The following is an 18,951-nucleotide window of genomic DNA, read 5'->3' on the forward strand; positions in this document are numbered from 1 at the left end:
TCATGACCACCACGACCGCCGCCTCCGCCGATTCCGGCGAACGGGCGGTGCCCAAGGACTCCCCCGGGGCGGCGCGCGGACCGCGCCGCCCCGGGCGGATCCGGCGCATCGCACTGCCCTATCTGCTGCTCCTGCCCGCCCTGATCCTCGAACTCCTGGTCCACCTGGTGCCGATGGTGATCGGCATCTTCATGAGCTTCAAGGAGCTCACCCAGTTCTACATCCGCGACTGGGGCACCGCGCCCTGGTCCGGCTTCGACAACTACAAGGTGTCGGTGGACTTCAGCGCGCCCGTCGGCAAGGCGCTGCTGCACTCGTTCCTCGTCACCGTCGGCTTCACCCTGCTGTCGGTGGGCCTGTGCTGGCTGATCGGCACAGCGGCCGCGATCTACATGCAGGACACCTTCCGCGGCCGCGGTCTGCTGCGGGCGCTCTTCCTCGTCCCGTACGCGCTGCCCGTGTACGCGGCGGTCATCACCTGGGTGTTCATGTTCCAGCACGACAACGGCCTGGTGAACCACGTCCTGCACGACCAGCTGCACCTCACCGACAAGCCGTCCTTCTGGCTCATCGGCGACAACAGCTTCTACGCCCTGCTCACCGTCTCGGTGTGGAAGGGCTGGCCGTTCGCGTTCCTCATCGTCATGGCGGGCCTCCAGAACATCCCCGGGGAGCTGTACGAGGCCGCCGCCCTCGACGGCGCCGGTCTGTGGCAGCAGCTGCGCCGCATCACCCTGCCGTCGCTGCGCCCGGTCAACCAGGTGCTGGTGCTGGTCCTGTTCCTGTGGACGTTCAACGACTTCAACACGCCGTTCGTCCTCTTCGGCAGGACCGCTCCGGAGGCCGCCGACCTCATCTCGGTGCACATCTACCAGGCCTCCTTCGTCACCTGGAACTTCGGCACCGGATCCGCGATGTCGGTCCTGCTGCTGCTCTTCCTGCTCGTCGTGACGGGCGTCTACCTGCTGCTGACCTCCCGGGGAAGGAAGACGGCCGATGTCTAGCACCGCGCAGACGGCGCCCCGCGCCTCGAAGGCGCCCCGCTCGCCGATGGCTCCCCCGCGCTCCTTCCTCTGGTCCCGCAGGATCTTCCTCACCCTGCTCACCGGGTTCGTCCTGGTACCGGTCTACGTCATGGTCTCCAGCTCGCTGAAGCCGCTCGCGGACGTCTCGGGGAAGTTCCGCTGGCTGCCGAGCGGGCTGACGATCCGCCCGTACATCGACATCTGGTCGACGGTCCCGCTGGCGAGATACTTCGTGAACTCGCTGATCGTGGCGGGCGCGGCGACGGTCTGCTCGGTGGTGATCGCGGTCTTCGCGGCGTACGCGGTGAGCCGCTACAGCTTCCGCGGCAAGCGCGTCTTCACGGTGACCGTGCTGTCGACGCAGATGTTCCCCGGCATCCTCTTCCTCCTCCCGCTCTTCCTTCTCTACGTCAACATCGGCAACGCCACGGGCATCGCGCTGTTCGGCTCACGCGGCGGCCTGATCCTCACGTATCTCACTTTCTCCCTGCCGTTCTCGATCTGGATGCTGATCGGGTACTTCGACTCGGTGCCGCGCGATCTGGACGAGGCGGCCCTGGTGGACGGCTGCGGGCCGCTCGGCGCGCTGCTGCGGGTGGTCGTGCCCGCCGCGATCCCCGGCATCGTCGCCGTCGCCGTCTACGCCTTCATGACCGCCTGGGGCGAGGTGCTGTTCGCGTCGGTGATGACCAACGACACCACGCGCACGCTCGCCGTCGGGCTCCAGGGCTACTCCACGCTCAACAACGTGTACTGGAACCAGATCATGGCCGCCTCGCTCGTGGTGAGCGTCCCGGTGGTCGCCGGGTTCCTGCTGCTCCAGCGCTACCTCGTCGCCGGCCTGACGGCCGGAGCCGTCAAGTGACCGACTCCTCATCCCCTGAAGGGACTTCCGTGACCATCGACCTTGCCGCACTCCCCGAGGACTTCCTGTGGGGCACGGCCACGTCGGCCTACCAGATCGAGGGAGCCGTCGCCGAGGACGGCCGCTCGCCGTCCATCTGGGACACGTTCTCGCACACCCCGGGCAAGATCGACAACGGCGACCACGGTGACATCGCCTGCGACCACTACCACCGCTGGCGCGAGGACATCGGACTCATGCGCCAACTGGGCACCAACGCCTACCGGTTGTCCATCGCCTGGCCCCGGGTGGTGCCGGGCGGCGACGGCCCGGTCAACGCGAAGGGGCTCGACTTCTACGACCAGTTGATCGACGCCCTGCTGGAGGCGGGCATCACCCCCTCCGTCACCCTCTACCACTGGGACCTGCCGCAGGTGCTCCAGGACCGCGGCGGGTGGCCGGCACGCGACACGGCGCACCACTTCGCCTCGTACGCGTCGGTGGTCGCGGAGCGTCTGGGCGACCGCGTCCAGCACTGGACGACGCTGAACGAGCCGCTGTGCTCGGCCTGGATCGGTCACCTGGAGGGCCGGATGGCTCCCGGCTTCGCGGATCTGGAGGTCGCGGTCCGTGCCTCGTACCACCTGCTCCTGGGCCATGGCCTGGCCGTACAGGCCATCCGCGCGGCCGCACCGGGCGCCCAGGTGGGCATCGTCAACAACCTCTCCAGCGTCGAGGCCGCCACCGACCGCCCCGAGGACGTCGCCGCGGCCCGCCGGCTGGACGGACACACCAACCGCTGGTGGCTGGACCCGGTACACGGCCGCGGGTTCCCCGCGGACATGCGCGAGGTCTACGGCGTCGAACTCCCGGAGCTGCCGGGCGACTTGGAGACCATGGCGCAGCCCCTGGACTGGCTGGGCCTCAACTACTACTTCCCGTCCACCGTCGCCGACGACCCCTCAGGACCCGCGCCGCGCGTGCGCACGGTGCGCCGTCTGGGCGTTCCCCGCACCGGCATGGACTGGGAGGTCGACGCCTCCGGCATCGAGCGCCTGCTGCTGCGCCTCACCGACGACTACGGCGCCCGCAAGCTGTACGTCACCGAGAACGGCTCCGCCTATCCCGACGTCGTCCGCCCCGACGGCACCGTCGACGATCCCGAGCGCACGCGGTACCTGGAGCAGCACCTCGCCGCGTGTGCCGCGGCGGCCGGCAAGGGCGTCCCGCTCGCCGGATACTTCGCCTGGTCGCTGCTCGACAACTTCGAGTGGGCCTACGGCTACGACAAGCGCTTCGGCCTCGTGCACGTCGACTACGAGACCCAGCGGCGCACGGTGAAGGGTACCGGCCACCGGTACGCGGACATCATCCGGGCCCACGGGGAGCGCAGGCGCAGCGCGGCCTGACGTACGTCCCGGCCTTCGCGCTGGACGCGGGTCTTCCCTCGAACGGAGCTCGCGTCCAGCCGAAGGCGTGGGACGAGGTCACCCCTTCGACCTGCCGGCTCCATGCCGGCCGATGTCGTCCAGGGCCGCCACGAGTTGCGGAGCCACCACCTTCCGGGTCCAGGCGGCATCGTCGTCACCCACGGCGCGGGGCACGGTCTCGATGAGCATGATCAGGTAGAGGTAGCTGCGGTACAGGGCGAGGCGTCGGCGGGCCGCGGGGTCGAAGTCCGCGCGGCCTCCCGCCTTCCGATAGCCGGTCAGGAAGGCCGAGTCGTCCTCGATGTCGCCGAGGAGGGCGAGGGAGACGAAGTCCGCCAGGGGGTCGCCCCAGAACATGCGCTCGCCGTCGATCAGGCCGCCGATCCGGGGTGTTCCTTCCGGCCGGTCCACGAGGATGTTGCCCGGCCACAGGTCGAAGTGGACCAGGCGGGGGTCGGTGACCTCGTCCAGGGCGTCGTACGCCTCCTTCGCGGTGCGGGCCACCTCCGCCACGGGCCGGGGCAGCCAGGCCCGATAGCGGCGGGCGTCGTCCAGGACGGCGTCGTACATGGTGGTGAAGGCGGTGCGCCAGTCGGGGGCGAGTGGGCCGAGGGCCCCGGACGGGTAGCCGAACCCGGGTCCGGTGACCTGGTGGAGCCGGGCCACCAGGCCACCCAACTCCGTGCGCAGAGCGGTCTGTTCGTCTGGAGTGAGCGTGCCGTTCCACGACTGGCCCGGGCAGGCCGTCATGAGGAGGTGACGGCCCCCGGTGGCCACGACGCGCGGCGCCGGTACGTTGACGGTGGCCGCCGAACGATAGAACTCCGCCTCGGACACCAGGAGTTCGCGCTCATGGCGCATGCCCGGGGCGCTCTCCGGGGGCGGGACCTTCAGCACATGGCGGGTGCCGTCGGTGAGAAGGAGTTCCTCGACGGTGTTGTAGGTGCCGCCGTCGAGCGGGCGGCAGCGGGCGAGGCGGTCCGGCGGCAGTCCGGCCGCCGCGAGGATCCGCCGCGCCCGCTCCCAGGAGTCCTCCGTCATACGCCCCACCCGCCCCTTCGATCACCCGGCCGCGTACACGTCCTCCACGTAACGCCCGTTCGCGATCAGCTCGTTCAGCCACGTCTCGGCGGCCGCCTCGTCCGCGTCCGGCGTACGGTCCCGGTACAGCGTACGGAAGGCCTCGCGGACGCCGGGTGCCATGCGCGAGCCGTCGCCGCACACGTACACCCGGGCTCCGGCCCCCAGCAGCTCCCAGACCTCGTCCGCCTCTGCGGCGATGCGGTGCTGCACGAAGGTCACACCGCCGACGGGCGCCGCGCTGAAGGCCGGGCGCAGGGAGACCGCTCCGACGGCCTCGGCGGCGTGGAGTTCCTCCGCGTGGAGGTAGTCCGCGTCCGGGGCGTCGCACCCGAAGTAGCAGACAGCGAGCGGTAGTTCGGCTCCCGAGGTCAGCCGGGCGCGGCGGTCGGCGATGGCACCGCGGAACGGGGCGAGTCCGGTGCCCGCCGCGACCATCACGACCGGCGCGCAGGCGTCGATCCGGAAGGCCTCCCGGCAGGGCTGGACGCGGGCGAGGACGGTGTCGCCGGGCTTGACCGTGTGCAGATGGCCTGAGCCGACTCCGGTGTACGTGCCCAGGCCGGAGCGGGCCGGGGCCTCCAGCAGGGAGACCATCAGGTCGGCGTGGCCGGGGTCGGTCGCGGGTGAGGACGACACCGAGTAGGGGCGGGGCCGCAGCGGGGTGAGGAGGTCGACCAGGGCCGGCCAGTCCAGCGCGCCGCGCAGGGCGGGGTAGGCCTCGAACACCTCGACCAGGGTGCGCGGGTCGTCCACGAGCGCCGCGAGGGCCGTTCGCTCCGGCGGGCACGGGTTGGCCGCGGCGAGGACGGTGAGCTGGTCGGAAGTCGGACGTCCCTGCAACTCAACGTGATGCGCGAGGAGTTGACGTACTGTCAAGGGTCGGTCGACCGCTATGCCGTCACGTCGCGGGCGGGTGGCCCGGATGTCCAGGACCATGTCCAGGTCGAGGCCGAGCGCGGTGGCGGTCCGCTCGACGAGGGCCGGGTCGTTGACGGGAAGCACCGTGAGGTGGTCTCCGGTGCGGTAGGTCGTGCCGTCGGGCAGGGCCAGCCGGACGAAACGCTTCGTGCGCGGGTGCGTCGGCGCGGTGAGGTCGTAGGCCTCGGTGACGGTCATGGGGAGCAGCCCGTGCCGCTCGGCGAGGGCGTCCAGGGGGCCGCCGGTCAGCGCCCGGACCTCGTACGCCGCCGTGGGTTCCACGGTGCCGGTGGCGTCCGGGTCGCCGTACCGCTCCAGCAGCGCGGTGCGCAGCCGGGCCGTGAAGGTGCGGACGGTGCCTGCCAGGTCGCCCGAGGCGTCGGCCGCGGCGCGCTCCAGGAGCCGGGTGCCGCCCCCTTCCGCGAGGCGCTCGTCGATGCGGGCCGGAACGTGCTGGTAGGTGGCGGCCCAGTTGCGGTCGCCGACGCCCAGGACGCCGTAAGTCACGCCGGTGGCCTGCGGGGCGGTGTCGAGCCAGGCCGCGAAGGCGGTGGCGTCGTCGGTGGGCTGCCCGTTGTAGGAGGCGGCGGCGATGACGACGGGGCGGTCGGTGGGCAGCCCGTCGGTGTACGCGTCCAGCGGCGCCACCTCCGTGTCGCAGCCGATCCCGGCGGCCTCGTCGGCGAGCGAGGCGGCGAACTCGCGACAGGTGCCGTAGTTGCTGCCGTGCAGGAAGAGGGCTCGGGTGCCGGGACGCACCCGGGTGGGCAGGGTGGACGCGTCGGCCGAAGCCTGCGCCGGATGCTGGGCGGCGGCGCCGGGCAGGGGCGCCTGGACGCGGTCGGCGGCCGTGCGCGGGGTGAGCGTGAGGGTGAACCCCTCGGGCTTGAGGGTGAGCGTCTCCTTGACCGTCAGCGCGTAGTCGGCGTGGTCGTGCGGCCGGTAGCGGTGGACGAGCATGGCGAGCAGCATGGTGGCCTCGTGCAGGGCGAACTGCCGCCCGATGCAGGCGCGTTCACCGGTGCCGAAGGGCTTGAACGCATGCGGGGAGCGCGCGGCCTCCGCCTCCGCCGTGAAGCGCGAGGGGTCGAACAGCTCGGGGTTGTCGCCCCACACCGACTGCCGGTGCAGCATCGGGCCGAGCACGGTGACCGCCTGTCCGGCGCGCAGCGGGATCCGGCCGCCGAGCAGGGTGTCCTCCCGGGCGTACCGGCTGAACGCGGCGGCGGTCGGCCACAGTCGCAGCGCCTCGTTGAGCACCTGCCGGGTGTAGGTGAGCCGCCCGATCTCCTCGAACGTCGGCTCGGGGTCCGTCGCGTCGCCCCACAGCGCGTCGGCCTCGCGTTGCACGAGCTGGAGCACGGCGGGGTGCTTGGCCAGGTAGTAGAGCGCGAACGACATCGCGCCGGAGGTGGTCTCGTGGCCGGCGATCAGGAAGGTGATCACCTGGTTGCGGATGTTGGCGGTGTCGAGCGTGGTGCCGTCGGCGGGGTGCTCGGCGGTGAGCATCAGTCCGAGGAGGTCCCCGGCGTCGGCCGCGTTCGGTCCGCAGTCCACGCGGGCGGCGATCACCTCGTCCACGACCTGCGCGAGGTGGTCGGCGTCCGCGCGGAAGGCCGCGTCCGCCGCCGAGTGGTCGCTGCCCGGCGTGCGGCTGAGCCGGGTCATGCTCCACTCCAGGCAGCGGACCATGGACTCGACGAAGGGGTGGGGTTCGTCGCGTTCGAAGGAGCCGAAGTCGTAGCCGAATCCGGCGAGCCCGATGGTGTCGAGGGTCATGCGGGTCATGTCGTCGGGGACGTTCACGGGCTGTCCGGTGCGGGCGCCGCGGTCCCAGGAGTCGATCAGCCGGCGTGCGACGCGCAGCATCACGGGGTGGTAGGTGCGCATGGAGCCCAGCGCGAAGGCGGGCATGAGGATGTCGTGCGCCTTGGCCCAGTTCGGCTCGTCGTTGTAGGCGGTGAACAGTCCGTCGGCGGCGAACGCGCGGACGTTCTCCAGGGCGGGTCCGACGGCCTTGGCGAACCGGGTCTCGTCGGCCAGGTCGGTGACCAGGTCGAGATCGCCGACGAAGAGGGTGTCCCGGCCGTGCAGCCGTCGTACGAGCGCGGGGCCGTGCGCGCGCATCAGCTCCATCACCTGCTGGAGCGGGGTTCGGCCGGGTCCGGTGTCGGATATGTCGACGACCGGTATGTCATGGAGGGAGTGTGTGGGTTGCGGGTGCGGCGCGGTGGGGGGCATGGCGCGACAACTGCCTTTCGCGGTACGGGAGTCCTGGCCTCCCAGCTTGATCGTCGGACCCGGCGTGCCCGCACCGCCTCACTACATGATTCTGTAGTCACCGGGGCCGGGTCGCGCTTGCCACGGCCGCGGCGGGATGGCAGGAGGCCGGGAGGTGGCGGTGGACGCGGTGGTGTGGCGCAACCGGGCCATGACGTTGTTCGACCGCATCCCCATGCCGGTAGCGGTCTGTGATGTGTACGGGGCGATCATCCTGGCCAATCCGGCGATGGCGGCGGAGTGGGGCGCCACGTCGAGCGGGCTGCGGGGGCGCGTGGTCCTGGACCTGTTCCGGCCGCAGGAGCCCTGGCAGATCGAGCGGATCGCACAGGCGTTGCGGCTGCGCCGTCGCTCGCGCTATCCGGTCTCGGTGCGCTGGGACGCGGCCGACGGGGTGCGGCGCGAGGGCGAGCTGACCGCGGACCCGGTCAGTGACTCCGTCGAGGCGAGCACCGCACTGCTGGTCATGGTCCGTGTGCTGGGCGAGTGCCCGGTCGTGGAGCAGTCGCCCGAGCCGGCGGCGGGCACGGCCGAGATCCGCATTCTGACGCTGCTCGCCGGGGGCGCGACCACCGCGCGGGCCGCCCGGGAGACGGGCCTGACCGTGGACGGCGTCAACTACCACCTGCGGCGCCTGTCCGAGCGCTGGGGCGCGGCCAACCGTACGGAACTGGTCGCACGCGCCTACGCGCTGGGCGTACTGACGCCGGGAGTGTGGCCGCCGGCGGCCGTGCCCGCTCCCTGAGGGGCTCCGAAGCGCGCGAGGCAGTGCCACACCCTCTTCAGGTCCTGGAGTTCGTGGCGGCCGGAACGGGCGGCGTCCCCGATGATCCGGGGGTCGAGCAGGCCGTCCTCGGCGATCCGGGCGCCGAGCGCGACGAACTCCGGGCCACGGAAGTCCGGGTGGCGCCGCAGTTCCTCGACCGGGAGCCGGTAGCCGGGGTGCCACTCCACGGGGCACGGGAGCCGCCGGGCCGCCGCCTCGACGGCCGTACCGCGGTAGCTCGCGTCCAGGACCAGGGCCTCCGTGTCCCTCGCCAGGTCGACGGGGCCGTGCACCTGCGCCTCGATGTAGTCGTCGAGCGCGTCCTGCTCGTCCGCCTCGGCCAACTCGATCAGGGACATCCCGGCGGCGACCCCGAACGCGGACGGCTCGGCCGCGCTGTCGGGATAGCAGAAGGTGGCCCGCCGCAGGGCCGCACCGGTCAGCCGGAAGTGCGAGGAGCCGAAGCGGGGCGCCGCGCCGACGAGTTGGCGCCGGAAGTTCAGTCCGCCGTACACGGGTCGCTCGTGCGCGGGTTCGGCGTCGTACGCCGCGCCGAAGATCCGGCTCTCCCAGCGCCATCGGTCGCCGCCGGGGTGTGCGGTGAGCCCGCCGTTGCTCGTACCCGTGACGAACTGTGAGACATACGCGCCGTCCCGGGCCAGCACCTCCAGGATCGGGAGCCCACCCACCAGCCGGTCGGGGTGGAAGTTCAGGGTGATGCGCAGCGCCGGGTCCACCGCCGCGCCCCGGGAGAGAGCCGCCACATGGCGCAACGCCCGCTCCTGGGGTGTGCGTCCGCCCCTGAAGTCCACGCGACCCCTCTCCGCCCTGTTCCCGCACCTCTTCGCCCCACTGCGGGACCCTTAGAGATCACTCGTCGGGCGGGACATCCGCAACTCATTTCTCCTGTACGGCGAGCACGATCTTGCCCCGGTTGTCGCGCCGCTCCAGGCGTTCGTGTGCCGCGCGCGCCTGGTCCAGCGGGACCACCGTCTCGACCGGCACTCGGTAGGTGCCCGCCGCGACCCGCCGGGCCAGCTCGCGCAGGTCCTCACGGGGGTCGTAGCCGTGGATCTGCAGATTGGTGAGCTGGAAGCCGAGGACGGCGGCGTTCTTCGGATAGAAGTCGCGGGTGTCGATCGTGCTCGGCTCCAGCGCGACGTTGGCGAGGGCGACCACCCGCCCGCCGTGCCCGACCTCGCGCAGACTCCGTCCGAAGGCGGGGCCGCCGACGGTGTCGAGGACGACGTCCGCGCCCCGTCCGCCGGTCAGCCGCAGCACCTCCTCGACCTCCGCGTCGCCCGGGTGCGCGGAGGTGTCGAGGGTGTCGTGGGCGCCGAATCCGGCGGCCCAGGCGGTCTTGTCGGGTGAACCCGCGAGCGCGACAACACGGGCGCCGGCCCCTGCGGCGATCTGGACGGCCGCGCTGCCCACTCCGCTCGCGGCGGCCTTCACCACCACGGTGTCGTCCTTGGTCACCTTCGCCAGATGGCGCAGGCAGTACCAGGCGGAGAGCCAGGCGACGGGCAGGGCGGCGGCCTCGGTCAGCTCCAGACCGTCCGGCACGACCGTGACCTGCCGGGCGGGCACGACGGCCAACTCGGCGTAGAAACCGGGTGCGTTCACCCCGTCCAGGGCCATGACCCGCTGTCCGACCTCGATGTCGGTCACCCCCTCCCCCACCGCGGCGACGACGCCGGCCGCCTCCACGCCCGGGATCAGCGGTGGACGCCCGGCCCGGTGGTACCGCCCGGCACGGACCAGCGCGTCCGCCCGGTTCACCCCCGCCGCCACGACCCGCAGCAGCACCTGACCCGGGCCCGCGACCGGGTCGGGGACCTCCGTCGGCACCAACACCTCGGGCCCGCCGAACTCGTCGATCCGCACCGCACGCATACCGCACCTGCTTCCTGGTGGACGCACCGGAGCACCACGGAGTCCGAGGAGGCCCACGAGAGCAGTGACACCGGTTGAAGTGGTGTCACCATGCGACACCGCTTCAACCGGTGTCAAGGCGCTACACTCGGACCATGTCCTCCGCTCCCGCCGCCGCCCCCGAGCCCGCCTCGCCGTTCCCCTTCATCGGCGGACGCCCCTGCCTGAACTTCGTGGCCACGCTCGGCAAGCGGCACGCCACCCCCCTGGAGCGGCTCCCGGACCCCGACGCCCTCGCCCGCTGGATCACCGAGGCGGGCCTGAGCGCCGGGGCCGACGACACCCCGGTGCGCGTCACCGAGGGCGACCTCGCGTACGCCCGCACCCTGCGCGAGGCCCTCTACCGGCTCGTACGTGCCGCGATGGCCGGGCAGGCGCCCGCCCCGGCCGATGTCGCGCGGGCCAATGAGGCGGCGGCCCGCCCCGACCTCGCCCCCCAACTCGCCGAGCCGCAGGACGAGGGCGCGGGACCCGGGCAGCCCCTGCGCTGGAAGGCCGAGCGTCCCGGACCCGCGGCCCTCGCGACCGTGGCGCGGGACGCCGTCCTGCTGGTCGGCGGCCCGCTCCTCGCCAGGGTCAAGAAGTGCGAGAACCCCGAGTGCTCGCTGCTCTTCCTGGACGACTCCCAGGCCCGTCGGCGCCGCTGGTGCTCCATGGACCGCTGCGGCAACCTCGCGAAGGTGGCCGGCTACCGGTCCCGCAGCCGCGCCGACTCCAGCCGGTGACGGCGCCGACCGGCCCGACTCCGGCCCCTTCCGGCATACCCGGGGGGGGGCGGCCACCTCACTCACCCTTGCGGACAGTTACCGTCCTCGATCAGCACGTTCGGTACGCCTGCGAAAAGGGAAAAGGCCAAGGATGCGAGACGTACGTGGTGCGTGGGCCGTGGCAGGCTCACAGCTCCGGAAGTGGCACGAGCAACCCGTGGTCGTCCAGTCGGTGCGGTCGGCGGGGGCCGCGACCGTCGCGTACGTGATCGCGCTGCGGCTCAGTCCGGAGCCCGCGCCGCTCACCGCCCCGCTCACCGCGCTCCTGGTCGTACAGGTCACGCTCTACGCCACCCTCACCACCGGCATCCGCCGGGTGAACTCCGTGGTGGCGGGGGTCGTCGTCGCCATCGCTTTCAGCGTTCTCGTGGGTCTGACCTGGTGGAGTCTGGCCCTGCTCATCCTCGCCTCGCTGGCCGTCGGCCATCTCGTCCGGGTCAGCGAGTTCGTGCCCGAGGTGGCGATCAGCGCCATGCTCGTCCTCGGCGTGACCAGGGTCGGGGACACGGCCTGGGCCAGGGTGCTGGAGACACTGATCGGCGCGGTGGTCGGACTCGGCTGCAATCTACTCTTCGCTCCCCCGGTGTGGGTGGGCGCGGCCGGCGAGTCCATCGAGGATCTGGCACGGCGGGTACGCCAGTTGATGCTGCGCATGGGCGAGGAGGCGGCCGGCCGCACCCCCGTCGAACACGCCACCGCCCGGCTGCACGAGGCGCGCCGCCTGGACCACGACATCGTCCAGGTGGACGCGGCGCTGCGGCAGGCCGAGGACAGCCTCAAGCTCAATCCGCGTGTACGGGAGGGCCTGCTGCACCGGATCGTGCTGCGCACCGGCCTCGACACGCTGGAGATCTGCACGGTGGTGCTGCGGGTGCTCGCCCGCACCCTCACCGACCTCGCCAAGGAGCGCGATCCCGAGCCGCTGTTCGAGCCCCAGGTGGGGGCGACGCTGGAGCAGCTGCTGTCCGAAGTGGGCGACGCCGTGGTGAGTTTCGCGGTCCTGGTGACCACGGACATCAGCCAGAACGCCGAGTCGGCCGAGTCCCGGCTCGCCGCGGAGCTGTCCACCGCCACGGCGACCCGCGACAAGCTGGCCCAGCTGCTGCTCGACGAGGTGCAGCGGGACGCCCGGCAGTGGCAGCTGCACGGCGCCGTCCTCACCGAGGTCAACCGCATCCTGGACGAGCTCGACACGGAGCACCGCTCACGGCGGCTCATGGAGGAGCTCGACCGCGGCACCCGCGAAGAGCGCGAGCGCCGTGACCACCTCGTCCGGCTGCGGCAGCGCCTTCGGATGCCCCGCGGGCCGCGACAGCCGCGCTCGGACCGGAACCGTCCCCCCGTCTCCGGTCGTTCTCTTTGAGGACAGCCGTTCCGTTTCGGGGACGGGGGCGACGACGGGGGGAGCGGACGGATGGCCGACGACGCGGTGCGGATCGACGGGAACACATTGCGCCTGCCGGGCGGGGTGCGGGTCCGGTTCATGCGGACGCTGCGCCTGCCCGAGACGGGCACGCACGAACTGCCACCCGGGCTCGGCGAGTTCCCCGTGCGCCGCGTCGAGGACCACGCGGACACCGTGCCCGCCGAGTGGCGTGCGCGCGGCGGCGTGATGCTGCCGGTGTATCTGCGCGAGGCCATGTGGCTGAGCTTCGCGGGCTCGACGGAGCCGGCCGCGCTCCAGGTCGGCGTGGGCAAGGTGTGCGCCGTCTCGGGCAGGCCGTGGAGCTCCCTGCTCACCCGGAACCCGCAGAACTACCTTGCGCTCCCCCGCCAGCCCTGGCTCGACGGTATCAACTCCGGGAAGGGCACGGTCCGCCAGTTCGTGGCCGTGCCGCTGGGACTCGGCGCCACGGTCGAGGGCCAGGTCACCGGCGAGGAGGTGTGGGGCGGCCTCCAGCTGCAGTCCTTCCGGCTCAATGACGCGGAGCTCGCGAAGTGGCGTGAGTGGGAGCGCCGCCGGTCCGTGAGCACGAGGTCGGCGAAGAGCGAGTCCGCCTACGGCGCCGCCCCGCCGGCTCCCGGCGCCGCCATGGCCGCCGCGCCCGCCTCGGCGGCCCGCGCGAGGAGCGCCCCGGCCATGGGACTCGGCGTGGGAGGCTCGATGCGCCAGGAGGTCTACGCGGACCAGCGCTCGCCCGGCGCCTGGGCCAGGGAGCCCGCCGGCCGGGTGTTCGTGCACCTCGTGACACCTCCCGAGTGGCGCCGCATCACGGGAGAGGCTCCCCCGCCGTCCCCCGTCGACCGCGCGGCGTACACACGGGCCGGGCTGCCCTGGTTCGAGTACTACGACGACGCGGCCCAGGACGTCGCCCCCACCGACACCCTGGGCGCGGTGCGGCCGGTCGGCGAGTGGCTCGGCGACGACCACGAGCCCTGGCAGGAGCCCGCGCCCCACCAGGTGAAACAGCTGGGCGACGCGCCGGGCGAGCCGGTCGAGGACGGTGACTGGTAGGCAGTCACACCCAGGCGTCGGACCCCCATCTGCCGTTGCGCAGGGCGCAACAATCATTGCCTTTCTTGCACTTCTCGGGTGTCGCACGCCAAGGTGGCTGTCAGGACCGAGGCAACCGACACCCGAGGTGCAGGCATGAACAGTGGCGCGGATCCGGCGCGGGACGCGGGCGGCGGCTGGGGCAGGCGCCGGTTCATCGGAGCGCTGGCGGGGATCACCGCGATGGCGACGGTTCCGGCACCGGCCGCGCCGCGCACCCGTCCCGCGGGCGCCACGAACCCACCGGCCGAGGGCTCCCCCGCCACCTCGGCCTCCGGACCGACCTCTTCCTCCCCCACCGTCCGCCGGCTGTTCCTCGGCACGTACACCTCGGTCGAAGGCGGTGGAAAGGGGATCGGCCTGGCCACGTACGACCCGACGTCGGGCGCCGTCACGGCCACCGGCACCCTCACCGGCGTCGGCGACCCGTCGTACCTCGCCACGCATCCGAAGGGCCACACGCTGTACGCCGTCGACGAGCGGCCGCAGGGCGCCGTGACGGCCGTACGGCTCGCCGACAACAAAGTGCTGGGCACCCGGAGCACCGGCGGCGCGGGCCCCTGCCACCTCTCCGTGCATCCGAGCGGACGGTGGCTGCTGAGCGCCAACTACACCTCGGGCAGCGTGGCCGTGCACCCCGTCGACGCCTCGGGCGCACTCGGCGAGCGCACCGACCTGGTCACACACTCCAGTCCGGCACCGGGCCCCGGCCAGGAGGGCCCGCACGCGCACCAGTTCGTGACCAGTCCGGACGGCGGCCACGTCCTCGCCGTCGACCTGGGCACCGACACGGTCTACACCTATCGCCTGGACCAGTCGAAGGGAACACTCACCGAGGTCTCCCAGGCGCACACCCGGCCGGGCGCGGGGCCACGCCATCTCACCTTCCACCCCGACGGCCGTTTCGCCTATCTCGCCAACGAGGTCGACAACACGGTCGTGGTCTGCGCGTACGACCCGGCGAGCGGACGGCTCACCCCGGGCGACCCGCAGTCCACCGGTACGGGCGCTGGCACGAACTACCCGGCGCAGATCCTGGTGACGTCGAACGGGTCGTACGCCTATCTCGCCAACCGCGGCCACAACAGCCTGACGCGGTACGGGGTCGAGGCGGCCGGCGCCCGGTTGAGGCTCCTGGACACCGTGCCGGTCGGCGGCGACTTCCCACGCCACCTCGCCTTCTCACCGGACGAACGGCTGCTGTTCACGGCGAACCAGCGCTCGAGCACGGTCAGTGTCTTCCACGTCGAGGGCGCAAGCGGTGAACTCCGGCTCGCGGGCAAGCCGTTCGCCTCACCCGTCGCCGTCTGTGCGCTGCCGCTGTAGCGCGCGGGGGCAGTTCGCGGAGCTCGCCTGCGTGAGCAGCACATGCATCCGCTCGGTGAGCTGCGAGACGTCGTCGGCGGGCGAGTGGAAGGACAGGCGTACGTCGCCGTTGCCGCGCGCCCGTTCGATCCGCAGCGTCAGTCCGTGCCGGTCGACGGCGAGCGGCTGGACGCGGACCGCGCCGTGCAGGCCCTCGGGCTCGACGAGGCGGGTCAGCCGCTCGACGGCGTCCGGGTGCGCGTCGGCCAGATGGGTGAGCAGGCTCGCCTCGGCCGTCGCGAGCGGATCGGGGACGGCGTCCGCGAACTCGTCGAGGTCCACCACGAGCGCGCCGGACGCCTCGCGCAGCACCACGCGCGAGGGCCGGAACTCCAGATGCCCGTCCGCCAGGACGAAGCGGCCGGCCATCCAGAGCCGGGCGCGGATCCGGTTGCGCACCGGCACGGGCGCGACGTCCGCGAACTCCAGGACGGCGGAGGGCTCTCCGCGCGGCGCGCAGACCGTCGCGGCCGTCAGCGTGCTGTCGTCCGGCACGTGCAGGAGAACACGCCCGTCCGCGGTGACGGTGTGCGCGCCGACGAGCTCCTCCCTGCCGCCCTCCGCGGTCACCGCGCAGGACCATGCCGCGGCGAGCACCGAGCGGGCGCGCTCGGCCGCGGCGGGCGCGGCCGTCCAGGTATGACGGTCACCCATGCGGTCACCCATCCCAACCTCCCTTAGGTAAGCCTTGCCTAACCTATCGGAGATCCGGGTGTACGCCAACCACGGCACACCTGCGTCCCTCGCACGAGTTACGGCGTGATGGCGCCCAGAAGCGCCCGCGCACACAGGTCCCGCAGCTGCTCCCGGGTCAGCTCCGCCCCCCTGAGCCACTCCAGGCACACGGCCGTGGTGAAGGCGAGCCAGCCACGGACGGCGATCCGCAGCTCGGGCCGGTCCTCGATCCCCCCGGGAACGTCGGGGGCCGCGTCGAGCGCCGCCAGGATCTGCTGCTCCTGCGCGGCCAGCGCCCGCTGATAGACCCTGCGCACGGCCTGGTCGCCGGCTGCGTCGGCGCGATGGAAGGCGCGGAAGCCGTGCGCGTGGGCCTCCACGTACGCCAGGAAGGTGTCGAGTCCCGCGCTCAGCTGCTCGCGGACGGGAATGCCCGGCACCGCCGCCGTCAGCCGCAGCATCCGCTCGCTCTCGCGCTCCACGACGGCCGCGAAGAAGTCCCGCTTGGTGGGGAAGTAGTGGTACAGGAGCCCGCGCGAGACCCCGGCGATCTCGGCGACCTGCTCGATCCACACCTCGTCGTACGGACTCTCCGAGAACAGCCGCGCCCCGACGGACAACAACTGCTCCCTGCGCTCCTCGGTACTCAGCCGACGGCGCGTCCGTTCCCCTCGCTCCCCCTGTTTGCCCATCATGGCCGCACCTTACTTGACGTCGGTTCAACAACGGGATCACACTGAAAACCGCTATTGAACCCGCGTACAACATGGTCAGGACAGCAGCATCGACGTGCCACAGGCACAAGGGAGATCGCGTCATGGCGGAGACGACAGGGGCCGTGCTGCCCAAGGGGTTCCGGAGCGCGGAACTGGGCTGGCCCGAGCTGCACCGCATCCCCCGCCCGCCCTACCGGCTCCCCCTCGTCGGGGATGTCATCGGCGCGAACGTCCGCTCTCCCCTGCAGGACTCGATGCGGTTCGGGCGCAGGCTCGGGCCGATCTTCCGGCGCAAGGGCTTCGGCAAGGAGATCGTCTTCGTGTGGGGCGCCGAGCTCGCGGCCGAGCTGGCGGACGAGACCCGGTTCGCCAAGCACGTCGGCCTCGGGGTCGCCAACCTCCGGCCGGTCGCCGGGGACGGTCTGTTCACGGCGTACAACCACGAACCGAACTGGCAGCTGGCCCACGACGTCCTCGCCCCGGGCTTCAGCCGTGAGGCGATGGAGGGCTACCACCCGATGATGCTCGCCGTGGCCGAGCGGCTGATGGACCGCTGGGACGGGGAACGCGCGGCGGGCCGGGCGGTGGACGTACCCGGCGACATGACGAAACTGACGCTGGAGACGATCGCCCGCACCGGCTTCGGCCACGACTTCGGCTCCTTCGAGCGCTCCAGGCCGCACCCCTTCGTCACCGCGATGGTCGGCACCCTGACCTACGCGCAGCGCCTCAACGTGCTCCCCGCGCCACTGGCCCCGGTCCTGCTGCGCGAGGCCACCCGCCGCAACGAGGCGCACATGGCCTACCTGAACCAGACCGTCGACGCCGTGGTGGCCGCCCGACGGCACTCCTCCGGCGAGGGGGACCTGCTCGACCGGATGCTGGAGACCGCCCACCCGGACACGGGGGAACGGCTGACCCCCGAGAACATCCGCCGCCAGGTGATCACCTTCCTGATCGCCGGCCACGAGACGACCTCGGGCGCGCTCTCCTTCGCCCTGCACTACCTCGCCCAGCACCCCGACGTCGCCGCCCGCGCCCGGGCCGAGGTGGACCGGGTCTGGGGCGACACTCCCCTGCCCGCCTACGACCAGGTCGCCAAGTTGCGGTACGTCCGCCGGGTCCTCGACGAGTCGCTACGACTGTGGCCGACGGCGCCCGCCTTCGCGCGCGAGGCCCGCGAGGACACCGTGCTGGGCGGGGTCCACCCGATGCGGACGGGTGCCTGGACCCTGGTCCTGACGGCGCTGCTGCACCGCAACCCGGAGGTGTGGGGCGCGGACGCCGAGGAATTCGACCCGGACCGCTTCGACCCGGGGGCCGTACGGTCCCGAGCCGCCCACACCTTCAAGCCGTTCGGCACCGGGGCTCGGGCCTGCATCGGCCGGCAGTTCGCGCTGCACGAGGCGACGCTCGTCCTGGGGCTGCTGCTGCGCCGCTATGAGCTGCGGCCCGAACCGGACTACCGGCTGCGGGTCGCCGAGCGGCTGACGCTGATGCCGGAGGGGCTGCGGCTGCACCTCGACGACCGGGCACCCGCGCCGGACCCGGTGTCACTGCGTCCAGTGGCCCGGGCGGGTGACTGACCGCGGCAGCCTGGTCCCGGCACTGCCCCTGGCCGCGTTCAGCTGGGGCTGGGTCAGGAAGAACGCGTCGGTCAGATCCGCGTCCGTGAGATCCGTGTCGCGGAAGTCGGCGCCGATCAGGTCCGCGCCGCGCAGATCGGCGCCGGTGAGGTCGGCGGCGATGAGGTAGGCGCCGCGCAGGTTGGCACCCCGCAGGTCGGCGCCCTTGAGGCGGGCGCCCATGAGGTCGGCGCCGCGCCGCTCCTTCTTCTTGCCGCGGCCGACTCCCGCGCGCACGAGTTCGCTGGTGCGCAGCAGGAGGGTGTTGACCTGCTGCCGGTGCGCGTTCACGTCCAACGCACCGAGTTCCTCCGGGGATCGGTTCGTCAGTCGCTCCGTCTCGGCGAGGACGCGGCGGATGTCGGCGTGGATCGGGCCGGCCGCGGGGAGGGTCAGGGCCTCGTTCAGGTACCAGAGCAGTTCGTGGAGCTGACGGACGACCGGGAACACGTCGAACATCTGCCGGGCCCGCTCCGGCGAGCCGGTGCGCCAGTCCTGCCCGCCGAAGGTGACCTGGGAGACCTGCTGGCCGGCGCCGAAACAGTCGTACACCGTGCACCCGTTGAACCCCTTCTCCCTGAGCTGCGTGTGGATTCCGCACCGGGAGTCCGTCCGCAGGTTCTGGCAGGGCTTTCCCGCGTCCTTGTCGATCGCGAAGTCCGCCGAGCGGGTGAAGGGCAGGGCGACACAGCACAACCCGAAACACCGACCGCAGTCGGCCCGCAACTCAAGGAGCCGGTCATCGACTGCCGTCACGCTGTCTTCTCGCATGTCACCAGCGTACTGAGCCGCCAGGCGCCCTCCGTGAGGGGTTCTCTCGCCCCCGCCGCCCCTACCCGTCCCATCCTCAACTTGGGGGCTCCGCCCCCAAACCCCCGATCGGCCTGAACGGCCTCGTCCTCAAACGCCGGACGGGCTGAAGGCTTTTGGGGGCGCGGGGAACTGCGCGCCCAGCCCCCACCCACCCGCAGCCGAAGAACACACCGGAGGTCTGGGGGCGGAGCCCCCAGGGATGGGACGGGTAGGGG

Annotated in this window: 16 protein-coding genes; 9 read left to right on the forward strand and 7 right to left on the reverse strand. The window is 72.2% G+C overall.

Annotated elements, in window-relative coordinates; genetic code table 11:
* Positions 1-2: 2 nt before the first annotated feature.
* From AQJ27_RS01250 to AQJ27_RS01260, 3 genes are read left to right on the forward strand one after another with little or no spacing between them, the layout of a single operon-like run.
* On the forward strand, positions 3-1,004 hold the full coding sequence (locus AQJ27_RS01250; RefSeq protein ID WP_067362593.1) for a carbohydrate ABC transporter permease: 1,002 nt from the start codon (positions 3-5) through the stop codon (positions 1,002-1,004).
* The gene (locus AQJ27_RS01255; RefSeq protein WP_067360303.1) at positions 997-1,890 is read left to right on the forward strand and encodes a carbohydrate ABC transporter permease; all 894 of its coding nucleotides are present in this window, start codon (positions 997-999) and stop codon (positions 1,888-1,890) included. Before AQJ27_RS01250 ends, AQJ27_RS01255 begins: the two co-directional genes overlap by 8 nt.
* Positions 1,891-1,919: 29 nt before the next feature.
* Positions 1,920-3,278 (forward strand): GH1 family beta-glucosidase, encoded by a 1,359-nt coding sequence (locus AQJ27_RS01260; protein ID WP_067360305.1) that lies wholly within the window; start codon positions 1,920-1,922, stop codon positions 3,276-3,278.
* Between the two features lie 78 nt (positions 3,279-3,356).
* On the opposite strand, the gene AQJ27_RS01265 is transcribed toward AQJ27_RS01260, so the two are convergent.
* Together AQJ27_RS01265 and AQJ27_RS01270 are read right to left on the reverse strand one after the other, a co-directional pair.
* On the reverse strand, positions 3,357-4,340 hold the full coding sequence (locus AQJ27_RS01265) for a phosphotransferase family protein (protein ID WP_067360307.1): 984 nt from the start codon (positions 4,338-4,340) through the stop codon (positions 3,357-3,359).
* Between the two features lie 21 nt (positions 4,341-4,361).
* A complete protein-coding gene (locus tag AQJ27_RS01270; RefSeq protein WP_067360310.1) occupies positions 4,362-7,541 on the reverse strand; it encodes a bifunctional cytochrome P450/NADPH--P450 reductase in 3,180 nt (1,059 codons plus the stop codon).
* A 136-nt stretch (positions 7,542-7,677) separates the two neighbouring features.
* Between AQJ27_RS01270 and AQJ27_RS01275 the strand changes: the two genes are divergently transcribed.
* On the forward strand, positions 7,678-8,325 hold the full coding sequence (locus tag AQJ27_RS01275) for a PAS domain-containing protein (protein ID WP_067360312.1): 648 nt from the start codon (positions 7,678-7,680) through the stop codon (positions 8,323-8,325).
* Here the strand turns inward: AQJ27_RS01275 and AQJ27_RS01280 are convergent.
* Positions 8,265-9,158 (reverse strand): DUF3626 domain-containing protein, encoded by an 894-nt coding sequence (locus AQJ27_RS01280; protein WP_079064724.1) that lies wholly within the window; start codon positions 9,156-9,158, stop codon positions 8,265-8,267. The two genes, AQJ27_RS01275 and AQJ27_RS01280, sit on opposite strands and share 61 nt — an antisense overlap.
* Before the next feature lie 85 nt (positions 9,159-9,243).
* On the reverse strand, positions 9,244-10,242 hold the full coding sequence (locus AQJ27_RS01285; RefSeq protein ID WP_067360316.1) for a quinone oxidoreductase family protein: 999 nt from the start codon (positions 10,240-10,242) through the stop codon (positions 9,244-9,246).
* Positions 10,243-10,376: 134 nt separating this feature from the next.
* Between AQJ27_RS01285 and AQJ27_RS01290 the strand changes: the two genes are divergently transcribed.
* The 4 genes from AQJ27_RS01290 (at position 10,377) to AQJ27_RS01305 (ending at position 14,868) form a co-directional block, all read left to right on the forward strand.
* Positions 10,377-11,006, forward strand: coding sequence for a CGNR zinc finger domain-containing protein (locus AQJ27_RS01290; RefSeq protein ID WP_067360318.1), 630 nt, complete (start codon positions 10,377-10,379; stop codon positions 11,004-11,006).
* Between the two features lie 133 nt (positions 11,007-11,139).
* On the forward strand, positions 11,140-12,411 hold the full coding sequence (locus AQJ27_RS01295) for an aromatic acid exporter family protein (RefSeq protein ID WP_067360320.1): 1,272 nt from the start codon (positions 11,140-11,142) through the stop codon (positions 12,409-12,411).
* 51 nt (positions 12,412-12,462) lie between these two features.
* Positions 12,463-13,503 (forward strand): hypothetical protein, encoded by a 1,041-nt coding sequence (locus AQJ27_RS01300; protein WP_067360322.1) that lies wholly within the window; start codon positions 12,463-12,465, stop codon positions 13,501-13,503.
* Between the two features lie 135 nt (positions 13,504-13,638).
* Positions 13,639-14,868 (forward strand): lactonase family protein, encoded by a 1,230-nt coding sequence (locus AQJ27_RS01305; RefSeq protein WP_201264239.1) that lies wholly within the window; start codon positions 13,639-13,641, stop codon positions 14,866-14,868.
* Here the strand turns inward: AQJ27_RS01305 and AQJ27_RS01310 are convergent.
* Together AQJ27_RS01310 and AQJ27_RS01315 are read right to left on the reverse strand one after the other, a co-directional pair.
* Complete coding sequence (locus tag AQJ27_RS01310; RefSeq protein ID WP_067362597.1) at positions 14,836-15,561, reverse strand: DUF2470 domain-containing protein; 726 nt, start codon at positions 15,559-15,561, stop codon at positions 14,836-14,838. The genes AQJ27_RS01305 and AQJ27_RS01310 overlap by 33 nt on opposite strands.
* 98 nt (positions 15,562-15,659) lie before the next feature.
* Positions 15,660-16,277 carry a TetR/AcrR family transcriptional regulator gene (locus AQJ27_RS01315; protein ID WP_067360324.1) on the reverse strand — a complete coding sequence of 206 codons (618 nt, stop codon included), beginning with the start codon at positions 16,275-16,277 and terminating at the stop codon, positions 15,660-15,662.
* A 122-nt stretch (positions 16,278-16,399) separates the two neighbouring features.
* Between AQJ27_RS01315 and AQJ27_RS01320 the strand changes: the two genes are divergently transcribed.
* Positions 16,400-17,884 carry a cytochrome P450 gene (locus tag AQJ27_RS01320; RefSeq protein ID WP_067360326.1) on the forward strand — a complete coding sequence of 495 codons (1,485 nt, stop codon included), beginning with the start codon at positions 16,400-16,402 and terminating at the stop codon, positions 17,882-17,884.
* On the opposite strand, the gene AQJ27_RS01325 is transcribed toward AQJ27_RS01320, so the two are convergent.
* Positions 17,852-18,694, reverse strand: a complete 843-nt coding sequence (locus tag AQJ27_RS01325; RefSeq protein WP_067360328.1) for a pentapeptide repeat-containing protein — start codon at positions 18,692-18,694, stop codon at positions 17,852-17,854. The two genes, AQJ27_RS01320 and AQJ27_RS01325, sit on opposite strands and share 33 nt — an antisense overlap.
* Between the last annotated feature and the right edge of the window lie 257 nt (positions 18,695-18,951).

It is taken from the genome of Streptomyces olivochromogenes (genome assembly GCF_001514115.1).
Taxonomy (GTDB): domain Bacteria; phylum Actinomycetota; class Actinomycetes; order Streptomycetales; family Streptomycetaceae; genus Streptomyces; species Streptomyces olivochromogenes.